Raw genomic sequence first — 13,057 nt, 5'->3', positions numbered from 1 at the left:
GTTTCCGACCCCACAGCTCGCTGCAGAATTTAACGCCCGATCAGGTCATGGCAGCCGCCAGTACTGTCGAGCTTCAAACCGCCTGATTCTCTACTTCAGGCCGGTCCAGCAATTGGGAGGAGGTCAAGAACGCCTGATTTTCTACCGCAGACCGGTCCAGTAATTGGGAGGAGGTCACGTTGACTAAAATAGCCCGCCGAAACTGTTCAACTTTTGGGGAGTACTACAGTAGTACTTTCTGAGGCTCTTAGCTGGCCGGCGGGAGTGGTGGCGCGGTTTTCCTTGCCATTGACGCACAGCTGCCGCCTAGCTAGCGACCCGGCGCGGGCGCGCAGCGTTTGCTCCAATTCCTTTGGGTTCAAGCGTTGAGGCAGCCGCTCCAAGGTGTCCTCGGAGGGGATGCCGTTGGCAAAAGGCAGGCCCAGCTCCGTGCGCAAAAAGGCGAGTTGGGCACGGCCGTAGTCACAAATTTCCAGCAAATCGTAGCAGCCGGCCAACGCACTGCAGAGTAACAGGGCCAGGACATCAACTAGTTGATGCAAGCACCGGCCCTGCACACGCGGGTTCGTCAAGTGGGTGAAGGAGGCGAAATAGTCCATCCCCGAAACTCACCGGCAACAGGCTTACTTTCTTTTGGTGCGGAAGCCCTAGCGGTAATACGCCTACCGTGCACCTGCCGCTTACTTACGATACACGCCCGGCCTGGCCACGTTGGTAAAACGAATAAAATTTGGTGAATCAGTCCTGGTTTGCCGTTGTACTTAGGAAAAAATCAAAAAATATGCGCGTGGGCGGGGTGTGTTTGAAAATACGCCAATAACGTGCGCGGTTCTATATTTTAGGAAGCAATGATGCTGGCCGGCAACTGGTGGCCGGGTGTGGCGGCCGCGCCGGATGCGCGGTGCCGACGCTTGGGTGCACTGAAACGCTGGACCGGGGATTTGGTACAGCGGATGACCCGGTTGGTGTAACATTCTTTTGGATGTGCTACCAAGCTGGCACTTTTGGAACAGTGGTAATAGGCTGCTGACCAGATTGTCGGACGGAACAGCGCTTCCGCTGCCCATGACCCCGCCCCCAACTGCTATTCCCGGCCCTGTTGGCCGGTAGTTATTTTCCCGGTTCCGGCAGCTTTGCCCAGCGCTACTCTCTCTTCACTACCCTGGTTTTTTTATCAAAATTATATTCCATATGCGTCACAAAAACAACAGCTTACGTGCTTCCATTGCCACCAGTATCGGTCTGGCTTTTCTGATTATTCTGGTGAAGCAGCTGGCGATGCTGCCCTGGTGGAGCTTCACAGTCGTGGTGTTTGCCTTGGGCCTGGCTTTGCCCTACCGCCGCTGGAACCTGCCGGTTTTCGGCATCGGGTTTCTGGTGGGCTTTGTGGTGTGGGCCGGTGCCAATACCTTATATGGCGTGCTCTACCAGGCCGAGCTGTTCGATAAAGTCGCCAGCGTGATGGGCCTCCAGAAAATCGTGCTGCTGCTGGCTTCCGGCCTCATCGGCGGCCTGCTGACCGGCCTGTCGTTTCTGGCTGGCAAAAGTGTCGTGTTCCAGTCCAAGCCCGAGGTGGGCGGCATCGTACCGGCCAAGTAACGGGCGCTTCCGCGAGTAGGTTCTAGCTTATCACTGATACCATCACCCCCATGATTTTTGTAGGCGAAGGCGGTTTATTACAGAGTACGCTCCTGTTTACGCTTCAAAGCAACGTGCTCATCGACATGGTATACAGCCCCACCGATGAGCTGGCGGCTTTTTGTGCCAAGCACCAGATTCCGTTCCGGAAAGTGGCCAACATCAACGACGAAGTCGAAAGCCTGGCGGCGCTGGGCACCGACAAGATTGTGTTTTCGATCAACAACGGCTGGCTATTCCGCAAGCCGATACTGAGCCTGCCGGGCTTCCGTTTCTACAACATCCACAGCGGCCTGATTCCTAAGTACCGGGGCAAGCCCGAAGTGTGCATCATTTTCGCCCTGCTCAACGCGGAAAAGGAATACGGCGTGTCGCTGCACGAAATCGACGAGAACATCGACACGGGCCATTGTCTGGCCATCAAGAAGTTTCCGCTGCATGCCCACACCACCTTCGAAGATGTGATGGTGCAGTGCCTGAAAAGCTGCGAAGCCATCTTCAACGAGAACCTGGAGCATATCGTCCGGGGCCAGGCCTTCGAAGCGCCAGTGTTGCCCGAAGCCACCAGCAAGCTCTATTCCTACAAAGACCTGGTGAAGCTGGCCGAGCACAAAACCGCGCCGGCCTACGCCAACGCCACCGAATTCGGGCTGTTCGAAATGTGGTTTTCAAAAGCCCACACCCTTATCAGTCAGCTCTAGGCGGCCTTTTTCTACCCGCCGCCTATCCGTTACGTCCTTTTTCGACACCCTTGTCCACTACGCCCTTGAACACTTTCGCTACGCTTACGCACTACCTGGCGCACTATGCCAGCGCTTTTCCGGCGAAAGTAGTTTTTACTTATCTGGATGAGGAAGAGGCCAACACCTGCGCCATTACCTACGCCGAGCTGGACGAGCGGGTAAACGCGCTGGCCCTGCACCTGGCAGGCCGTGGCCTATCCGACCAGCGCGCTATGCTGCTCTACGCCGAGGGGCTGGAGTTTATCGTCGCGTTTCTGGCCTGCCTGCGGGCCGGGGTTACGGCGGTGCCCATGTTTCTGCCGCGTGGCAGCAAGCACATGGTGCGCCTCACCACCATCATCGATGACTCCCGGAGCAGCGCCATCCTGACCAGCGGCAAGTACCGGAGCCGCATTCATACGGGCTTGCCCGAGCTGGGCATGCCCATTATTGCCACCGATGAAACCCTGGAAGCCGTGGCCTTCCAGGAACGGGCACCCGCCCTGGATACGGCCGCCAACGCCATTGCCTTTATTCAGTATACCTCCGGCTCGACGGGCCGGCCCAAGGGCGTGATGGTGTCGCACCAGAACCTGCTGCACAACGAGCAGCTGATTCAGCAGGCTTTCGGCTGCGACGAGGATTCCATTATCGGCTCGTGGCTGCCTTTTTACCACGATATGGGCCTGATCGGCAACATTCTGCACACGGTGTTTACCGGCGGGCGGGGCGTGCTGATGTCGCCGTTTTACTTTCTGCAAAAGCCCCAGCGCTGGCTTCAGGCTATTTCCGATTACCGCGTAACCCACAGTGGCGGCCCCAATTTCGCCTTCGACCTGTGCGTGGATCGGGTGGAAGCCCGGGAGGTCGGTCAGCTGGATTTGTCGTGCTGGAAAGTGGCTTACAATGGCTCGGAGCCGGTGCGTGCCGAAACCCTGGCCCGCTTCCGGACCCACTTCCGCAGCACCGGGTTTCAGGCCAACGCGTTTTACCCATGCTACGGCCTGGCCGAAGCTACCTTGCTGGTATCGGGGGGCAAAACCAGCCCCGAATACCGTACCCTGGCCGTGGATGCCGAGCTGCTGCCCGCCAACCAGCTCAGCCTGATTGACCCCGCCGAGCCCACGGCCCGCATTCTGGTGGCCTCGGGCCGCGTGGCCGATGGCATGCACGTGCGCATCCTGGACGGGGTTTCCCAGCAGGAAGCCGGCGAGCTGCACATCGGAGAAATCTGCATTGCGGGCGAAAGCACCAGTGCCGGCTACTGGAACATGGACAACGAGCGGATTGCCTTTGCCGCCGATACCACCCAGCGCTATTTCAAAACCGGCGACCTGGGTTTTTTCCACCAGCGCCACCTTTACGTTACCGGTCGCCTCAAGGAACTGCTCATCATTCGGGGCAAGAATTATTATCCCTACGACATCGAGTTTTCGGCCAGCACGGCCCACGAAGCGGTGGAGAAAAACGGGGTAGCGGCTTTCCCGGTCGAAATTGCCGGCTACGAAGAGCTGGTAATTCTGGCCGAACTGAAACGCCAGCATGCCCGCACCACCGATACGCTGCCCATCATCAAGGCCATTGAGCACAAGGTGCTGGAAGAAACCGGCCTGCGGCCCTACGACGTGGTGCTGGTGCAGCCCTTTGCCATTCCGCGCACTTCCAGTGGCAAGCTCCAGCGCGTGCAGTGCGCCCTGAACTACCGCCAGACGCACCTCACGGCCCTCGCCCAGACCCGGGAAATGGTCATCATCGACGCGGCCGACTACGTGCTGCGCCTCAGCAAGGCCAAGCAGGACGGCACCGCCGAAAACATCCAGGACTACCTGAAACTGGTGCTGGCCAGCAAGCTGCTGCACTGCCCCGCCGACCAGATTGACGTGAACCAGGAGCTGACGGCCCTGGGCATCGACTCGCTACGCTCGATGGAAATCGTGAATACCCTGAACCGTGACCTGGAAATTCAGCTCGATGCTACCCAGCTGTTTCAGGTGAACACGGTGGCCGAGCTGGCGGCTAAACTTGAATTATCCCTGTGGCTGAATAGTAAACAAGAGAACGGTAAAGAAATAATCTTATAGTCTTATGAAGATCCTGGATATCATTAACGAGCTGAAAGCCAGCAAGATTTTTCCTAAGCTGGACGGTGAGAACCTGAAGCTGATGGGGGAAACAAGTAACCTGCGCAAGGAATTAATTGATGTTATCAAGGCCCGCAAGGGGGAGATTGTGGATTTCCTGCGCGAAGCCACTAAGCAGTCTGTGTACCAGCCGATTCCGGTGGTGGCGGAGCAGGCCAGCTACCCGCTCTCCAACGCCCAGCAGCGCCTGTGGGTGCTCAGCCAGTTTGAAGGCGGCTCGGTGGCCTACAACATCGTGAAGGGCTTTTTTCTGCAGGGCAGCGTTGATAAAACCAACCTGGAAAAGGCATTTCAGGCCACCGTGCAGCGCCACGCCAGCCTGCGCACCGTGTTCCGGGAAGTGGAGGGCGAGCCACGCCAGATTGTACTCGACCAGATCGGCTTCGAAATGGAGCACGACAACATTGAGCCCGTAGCCAACAAGCGGGAGCGGCTCGAAACCGAGCTGGCCCACCTCACCAACCTGCCCTACGACCTAAGCCACGGCCCGCTGCTGAAAGTGAAGCTGATGCAGCTTTCGGATACCGAGTTTGCGCTGTTTTTTGGCATGCACCACATCGTCAGCGACGGGTGGTCGTTCGGCGTTATCGTGCAGGAGGTGATGGCCTGCTACGAGTCGTTGTGCAAGGGCGAAGCCGTAGACACGGCTCCGCTACCGGTGCAATACAAGGACTACGCCGCCTGGATGGCCGCCAAGCTGACCGGCGACAGTGGCGAGAAATACCGTAAATTCTGGGTGGAGCGCCTCGGGGAAAACATCGACCCGCTGCAACTGCCTACCGATTTCGCGCGCCCCGAAAATAAGGGCTACAAGGGTTCGTTGACCAAATTCAGCTTCGATGCGGCCCTGTATCAGCGCATCAACAGCTTCTGCCGGGAGTCGCACACCACGCTATTTAGCCTTCTGCATACCACGCTCAACCTGCTGCTCTACAAGTATTCGGGCCAGAAACAACTGGTGGTGGGCACGCCCGTATCGGGCCGCAGCCACTACGACCTCGAAAACCAGGTGGGCCTGTATGTGAATACGCTGGCCCTGAAAACGAGCATCGCGCCCGAGCAGTCGTTTGCCGCCTACCTCAAGGAAACTTCCCAGAGCACGTTGCAGGCGTTCGAGCACCAGGATTACCCCTTCGATAAGCTGGTGGAAGAGCTCAACATCGTGCGCGACCCGAGCCGCAACCCGCTGTTCGACGTGATGATTGTGCTGCAAAACACGGCCTACGGCGACGGCAGCCTGCAAATGAGCAAGCAGTACGGCTTCTGCCTGCTGGAGCTGGACCAATACTTCGGCGACGGAGCCGGGCTGGCCACCGTTCACCAGGGCGCTAAGTTCGACCTGAGCTTCAGCTTCAGCACCGAGGCCGGCAACCAGTTTGTGGTGGAAATCGATTACAGCACCGAGCTGTTTACAGAGGCGAAAATCAACCGCTTCTTCCAGGCCTACCTCTCCCTCATCAACCAGGTAATGGCCGCCCCCGACCAGCGCGTGGGCGAGCTGCAGCTGATTCAGGATGCGGAGAAAGCCAAGATTCTGACCGAGTTCAACGTGCCCATCGAGGGCATCGACGAAGCCAGCATCATCCGTCTGCTCACCGAGTCGTTCCAGAATCGGGGCGAGCAGGTGGCCCTCATTACCAAAGACCAAACCCTGACCTACCGGGAGCTGAATGAGCGCTCGGACAAGCTGGCCGTGTACCTGCGCGCCAAGCTGGGCAACGCCGATAATCCCTTCGTGGGCATTCTGATGCAGCGCACGGCCTGGACCATCGTCAGCGTGCTGGGCATTCTGAAAGCTGGGGCCGCCTACGTACCCGTCGACCCCACGTACCCGCAGAACCGCATCGACTTCATTCTGGAGGATGCTGACCCGCTGCTGATCCTGAGCGACACCAGCAGCCGCCCGCTGATTCCGGCCCTCTACCAGGACCGCGTCATCAACCTCAACACCGAGGAAGCCGCCATTCTGGCTACCGAAGGCCAAGTGGCCGATGCCGGCGACCTGCGCGAGAAAACCGCCTACCTGATTTATACCTCCGGCTCGACGGGCAAGCCCAAGGGCGTGCAGATCTGCCACCGCAACGCCATTGCCTTTCTGAAATGGTCGTGCGTGGAGTTTGCCGCTACGCCCTACGAGCTGCTGTACGCGGCCACTTCCTACTGCTTCGACTTGTCGGTGTACGAGTTCTTCTTCCCGCTCATTCAGGGCAAGAAAATCCGGTTGCTGACCTCGGCCCTGGAGATTCCGCAGTACCTGCCCCAGGATCGGAATATTCTGGTGAACACCGTGCCATCGGTGGTGCGCAACCTGCTGGAAGACAACGTGGACCTCTCCCACGTGGTAGCCCTGAACATGGCCGGCGAGCCGGTGCCCAAGAAGTTCAAGAAGGACCTGGACTACCGCCGCATGGAAGTGCGCAACCTCTACGGCCCGTCCGAAGACACCACGTACAGCACCAACTACCGCTTTGCCGACGACGGCTACGAAATTATCCCGATTGGCGTGGCCGTGGGCTACACCCAGATGTACATCCTGGACGAGTCGCGCAACTTGCTGCCCGAGGGCGTGGACGGCGAGATTTACCTCAGCGGCCAGTCCATTGCCAAAGGCTACCACGGCCGCCCCGACCTAACGGCTGAGCGCTTCATGCCCAACCCCTTCGCACCGGGCCACACCATGTACAAAACCGGCGACATCGGCCGCTGGCTGCCCGACGGCCAGGTCGAGTTCATCGGCCGCGTCGATGACCAGGTGAAAGTGCGCGGCTACCGCATCGAACTGGGCGAAATTCAGTTTCTGCTGGAGCAGCAGGAAGGCGTGCAGCAAGCCGTGGTGGTGGTGAAAGACATTCAAGGTGAAAAAACCATCGTGGCTTATTGGGAAGGCAGCAGCGAGCAGTCGAACAAGGAGCTCAAAGCGGCTCTGGGCAAGAGCCTGCCCGCCTACATGGTGCCTACCTACTGGGTGAAGATGGATAAGATTCCGCTGAACTCGAACGGCAAAGTCGACAAGAAACTCCTGCCGCTACCCTCGCAGAAGGGTGCCGAAGCTGCGGCCCTGGTAGAGCCTACCACCGAGCTGGAAATCCGGTTGCAGCAGCTCTGGAAAGAGGTGTTGAACAAGAAGGACGTTGGCATCCGCAGCAACTTCTTTGAGGTCGGCGGCCACAGCTTGCGTGCCACGCGCCTAAAGTCGCTCATCCTGAAGCGTATGGGCAAGGACATTTCCCTGAACGAGCTGTTTCAGTACCCCACCATTGAGCAGCAGGCGAGCTTGCTGGAGCGCAAAAACGAAACCCGCTTCCGCGAAATCAGCCTCGCCGACCACAGCCAGTTCTACCCCGTTTCCTTCACCCAGGAGCGTCTGTGGGTGCTTACGCGCTTCGAAGATGCCTCGGTAGCCTACCACATGCCCGCCGCCTTCCGCGTGCAGGGCACCCTGGACGCGGCCCTGCTGGAGCAGGCTTTCCGGCAGGTAATTGCCCGCCACGAAAGCCTGCGCACCACCTTCACCGAGCACGAAGGTGCGCCCGTGCAGCTGATTCACGAGGCGGCGGAAATCAACTTCGCCATCCGGACGCTGCCGGTAGCCGCCACGAGTTCGGCCACGCAGGTCGAGGAGCTGTTGCAGCAGCAGTGGAAGCAGCCGTTCGACCTGGAAAAAGGCCCGTTGCTGCGCAGTGTCATCATCGATATTGCCGGCCAAGAGCAGATTCTGTCTTTCTGCATGCACCATATCATCAGCGACGGGTGGTCCATCGGAGTGCTGGTGAAGGAAGTACTGCAGGCCTACGAAGCCCTGGCCCAGGGCCAGGAAGCGCTTTGGGCTCCGCTCGCGCTGCAATACAAGGATTTTGCGGTGTGGCAGCGCCAGGAGCTGTCCAGCGAAAAGCTTGACAACCACCGCCAGTTCTGGCTGGGCGAGTTCAGCAACCTGGGCACTACGCTCAGCCTGCCCGCCGATTTCGACCGGCCCGCCATCAAAACATACAGCGGCGGCACCACCACTGTGCTGTTCGACCCGGCCCTCTCAGCCCCGCTCAAGCAGCTGGCTAACAGCGCCGATTTGAGCCTGTTCATGGTGCTGCTGGGTGGCGTAAATGTGCTACTGAGCAAGTATTCCGGCCAGCACGACATCACCGTCGGCACGCCCGTAGCCGGCCGCGACCATATCCAGCTCGAAGACCAGATTGGCTTTTATGTCAACACGCTGGCCATTCGCAACCAGCTCAGCGCGGAGCAAAGCTTCCTGTCGTTGGCCCAGCAGCAGAAAGACAAGCTGCTCAACGCCTTCGAGCACCAGGTGTATCCGTTTGAGATGCTGCTGGCCGACCTGAACCTGAAGCGCGACTTATCCCGCTCGCCGCTGTTCGACGTGATGGTGATTATGCAGAATACCGAAGCTTCGAAAGCCTCGCAGGCGTTGTCTTCGGCCCTGCACTTCGAGCGCCTGGAGCTGAACACCGGCGTCACAAAATATGACCTGACGTTCTGCTTCTCGGAAGAAGCCGACGGCCTGCGCCTCAGCCTGGAATACAACACCGACCTCTACGCCCCAGCCACTATCACCCGGATGGGACAGCACCTGACCACGCTATTTGGGCAGGTAGCCGCCAACCCGGCGCTGGCCCTGAGCGAAGTGAACGTGCTGGACGCCCCCGAAACGCAGGCGCTGCTGGCCCTCACCGATAATACTGCCGTGGCTTTCGACCAGAACGCTACGCTGGTGAGCCGCTTCCAGGCCGTAGCCCGCACCCACGCCCACCGCGTGGCCCTGCGCCTCGGTGGCCAAGACCTGACCTATGCCGAGCTCGACGAACGCTCGGGCCAGCTGGCCCGCGTGCTGCTGAGTGACTACGGCATTGGGGCCGAAACGCCGGTAGCCCTGCTGGCTGAACGCAACGAGTGGCTGTTCATCGGGCTGCTGGCCGTGCTCAAAGCCGGTGGTGCCTACGTAGTGCTCGACCCCGCTTACCCCACTGCCCGCCTCGAATATCTGGTGCAGGACAGCGGCAGCCAACTCATCCTGACAGACGGTTCGCTACCCAAAAAAATCACCGATTCCGGGGTCAATGCCCAGTGGCTGGATATGACGACGGTCGCATACAGCGGCGCAGCCGTGGCGGCCGCCATCAAGCCCACCCAACTGGCCTACGTGCTCTACGCCTCTGATGCTTCGGGCAACCCCCACGGCATTCAGGTAGCACACCGCAACGTGCTCAGCCAGCTCGACAACGCCGGCAATCTGTTCGGCTTTAACGCCCACGATCGGTGGGCTCTCATGCCGGCCACCGGCCTCGACTTTGCCGTGTGGGAAACCTACGGCAGCCTGCTACATGGCGGCACGGTGGTGCTGGTGCCCCAGGAAACGGCCACTGATGCTACGGCTTTCCTGCACTTCCTGCGGGAACAGGAAATTACGGTGCTCACCCAAAACACGGCCGCTTTCCGCCACCTGACTACCACGGTGAGTAAGCAGCTGGCCGAAACCCCGCTGGCCCTGCGCCGCGTGCTGCTGGCCGGTGCCGATTTGCTGCCCGAAACGGTGCAGGCTTGGCAGCAGGCGTACCCTACCTGCCGGTTCAGCACGCTCTACGGCAGCCCCGAAACCACTGGCTTCAGCACTAACCGCGAACTGACGGCAACGGAAATCGAGGTGGGCACGAGTCGCCACCTCGGCCGTGTGCTGCCCACGCTCAGCGCTGTGGTGCTCGATGGCAACCTGCAGGCTGTGCCACTGGGCGTCATCGGGGAGCTGGGCGTGAGCGGTGCCGGCGTGGCCCGCGGCTACCACGGCCGCCCCACGCTGACGGCTCAGCACTTTGTTGAAAACCCCTTCCGGGCTGGCGAAACGCTGTTCCGCACCGGCGACTTGGTGCGCCTGCTAGCCTCGGGCGAGCTGGAGTATGTGGGCCGAACCGATAATCAGGTCAACCTCCAGGGCCAGCGCATTGAGCTGGCGGAAGTGCAGGCCGCCTTGCAGCAGCTGGAAGACGTGCAGGAAGCTACCGTGCTCGCCACCCGCACGGCCACCGGCGAGCTGGAGCTGACGGGCTACTACGTACTGAGCAACCCACTGAGTGTCAAGGCTATCAAGAAGGCGCTGGCTGCCCTGCTGCCCGCCACCCTGGTGCCGGCCTCGCTCATTCGCCTCGATGCCTTTCCGCTTACGAGCCAGGGTACCATCAACCAGGCGGCGCTGCCCAAGCCCCACGATGCCAACGACGAGCCCCTCACGGCCTACGTGGCCCCGCGCAACGACGTGGACGCCCGCCTGGTGATTATCTGGCAGAATATCCTGGAAACCGAGTCCATCGGTATCAAAGACAACTTCTTCGACCTGGGCGGCCACAGCCTGAAAGCGACCCGTGTGCTGTCCAAAATCCACGAGGAATTTGGGGTAAAGATTGACCTCAAAAACCTGTTCGTTGAGCCTACTATCGAGCATTTGTCCAACTACATCGACGCAGTGAGCTGGATGGAGACCGAAACCGTGGGCGCGGAGCAGGACGAAGCCGAGTTGATTTTCTAAATAGCTGACCTAGCCTCCCGGCCGCCGCGCTGACTGCGCATGGGGAAAGGGAGGGCAGCCCGGCCCGGCGTCTCTGGCGCCGGGCCACCGGCTTGCCCGTTTCATAGGATTATCCGGCCAGTGTCGGCCTGTTTTATTTAACTGCTTCGAATAAGATTGAACCAGGTTGCCCGCTTGCTGGCGAAGAACGGGAACAGGCCTCGGTTTTTTGCCTTCACCGGCCGCAGTGCTGTTATCTGGGTCGACAAGAATACCCTTCGCTACGCTAAACATATACTGCTATACTAATGGACGTTTTAGATCTACTATTGAATTTACGGGCTAAGGGAACAACTATCACCTTGGACGATACCGCGAATACGCTTCGGCTGCGGGGCAAAACCGAGAACCTGACAGCCCAGGACAAAGACCTCATCAGAACGCACAAAACGGCGCTGATGGACTTTATCCGCACGGAGCGCGTGAAACAGAAAGACTACGCCACCATTCCGCCGGTGCCCGCCCAGCCCGACTATGCCCTCTCCGACGGCCAGCGCCGCCTGTGGTACCTGAGCCAAGCCGACGAAAATGCTGTGACCTACAACATTCCCTCGGTACTGGAGCTCACTGGCCCGCTGGATGCCGGGCTGTTTGAGCACGCCATCAACAGCGTAATTGAGCGGCACGAAATTCTGCGGACGGTATTTCGCGAAAATGCCCAGGGTGAGCCCCGGCAGCATGTTCTGTCGGCTTCGGAGCTGGCTTTTCGCCTGCGCTATTCCGACTTGAGCGCCCATCCCAATGGTGATGACCAGGTACGTGCCGAGGTACACCAGGATCTGGCCGTGGCCTTTCACCTGGGCCAGGGACCGTTGCTGCGGGCCAGCCTGTTTCAGCTCGCCACCGACCGCCACGTGTTCTACTACAACATGCACCACATCATCAGTGATGGGTGGTCGATGCAGTTGCTGACCAAGGATGTGCTGACGAGCTACCTGGCCTTGGTGCAGGGGCAGGAAAATGTGCTGGAACCGCTGAAAATTCAATACAAAGACTACGCCGCCTGGCACCTGCAACAGCTCAGCGGCGATTCGCTGCACACGCTGGAGAACTACTGGAAGGAGAAATTTACCGGCGAGCTGCCCATTATGCAGCTGCCCAGCTCCAAAACCCGCCCCGCCCTACTCACTCACAACGGGGCGTTCCACACCATCGCGCTGGATCAGGCCACTACGCACCAGCTGCGCCACCTGAGCCAACAGCTGGGCGGCACCTTATTTATGGGCCTGCTGGCCTGTCTGAAAGGTATGCTCTACCGCTACACCGGCCAGGAAGATATGGTTATCGGTAGCCCCATTGCGGGCCGCGAGCATAGCGAGTTAGAAGATCAGCTTGGTTTCTACGTCAACACCTTGGCTTTGCGCACGCAGTTCAGCGGCCAGGATAGCTTCGAGGCGCTGTTCGAGCGGGTGAAAGCCACCACGCTGGGCGCTTTTCAGCACCAGCTCTACCCCTTCGATCGGCTGGTAGAAACCGTGGGCTTGCGCCGCGACCCTAGCCGCAGCCCGCTGTTTGATGTAATGCTGAACTTGCAGTCGGCCGACGCAACCTCGACGCGCGCTGCACAGGAGGCCAACAGCCTGGCTTCGGCCGATTTTGTGATTTCGCAGGAAGTAGCCAGCAAATTCGATCTGTCTTTCCGGTGCCATGAGCAGCCCGATGCGCTTTCCATCCGCATGGAATACAATACCGATGTGCTGGATTCATTCTTCATCGAGCAGTTCGGCCGCCATTTCACTGACTTCGTTGCGGCAATACTGCGCGACTCCACTCAGCCCGTCGGTCGTATCGATTACCTGAGCGAAGAAGAAAAAAACTCCCTGCCACTGACCAATACTGAAACGGACTTTGCCTCTTCCACCGGTTCACTTTTGGCGGAATTCGGGGCGGTAGTTTTGGCGCATGGGTCGCGGGTGGCGGTGCGCGGCCGTTCGGGCAGCCGCCTGACGTATGCCGAGCTCGACGCGCAGTCCTCGCAGCTGGCC

The 13,057-nt window shown here is 59.6% G+C and carries 6 protein-coding genes; 5 read left to right on the top strand and 1 reads right to left on the bottom strand.

Annotated features, from left to right (window positions below; all coding sequences use genetic code 11):
• Window positions 1-206: 206 nt before the first annotated feature.
• Window positions 207-572 (bottom strand): transposase family protein, encoded by a 366-nt coding sequence (locus E5J99_RS19980; protein WP_167852257.1) that lies wholly within the window; start codon window positions 570-572, stop codon window positions 207-209.
• A 619-nt stretch (window positions 573-1,191) separates the two neighbouring features.
• Here E5J99_RS19980 and E5J99_RS19975 point away from each other — a divergent pair.
• The 5 genes from E5J99_RS19975 to E5J99_RS19955 all read left to right on the top strand — a co-directional run.
• A complete protein-coding gene (locus tag E5J99_RS19975; RefSeq protein ID WP_135499580.1) occupies window positions 1,192-1,599 on the top strand; it encodes a hypothetical protein in 408 nt (135 codons plus the stop codon).
• 50 nt (window positions 1,600-1,649) lie between these two features.
• Complete coding sequence (locus E5J99_RS19970) at window positions 1,650-2,339, top strand: formyltransferase family protein (protein WP_135499579.1); 690 nt, start codon at window positions 1,650-1,652, stop codon at window positions 2,337-2,339.
• A 50-nt stretch (window positions 2,340-2,389) separates the two neighbouring features.
• Window positions 2,390-4,441, top strand: a complete 2,052-nt coding sequence (locus E5J99_RS19965) for an AMP-binding protein (protein ID WP_210114496.1) — start codon at window positions 2,390-2,392, stop codon at window positions 4,439-4,441.
• 4 nt (window positions 4,442-4,445) lie between these two features.
• Window positions 4,446-11,033 (top strand): non-ribosomal peptide synthetase, encoded by a 6,588-nt coding sequence (locus tag E5J99_RS19960; RefSeq protein WP_135499577.1) that lies wholly within the window; start codon window positions 4,446-4,448, stop codon window positions 11,031-11,033.
• Window positions 11,034-11,374: 341 nt separating this feature from the next.
• On the top strand, window positions 11,375-13,057 hold a 1,683-nt coding region (locus E5J99_RS19955), incomplete at its 3' end, for a condensation domain-containing protein (protein WP_245319136.1).

The organism is Hymenobacter elongatus, assembly GCF_004745955.1.
GTDB classification, from domain to species: domain Bacteria; phylum Bacteroidota; class Bacteroidia; order Cytophagales; family Hymenobacteraceae; genus Hymenobacter; species Hymenobacter elongatus.
This window is presented reverse-complemented; position numbering and strand designations above follow the sequence as displayed.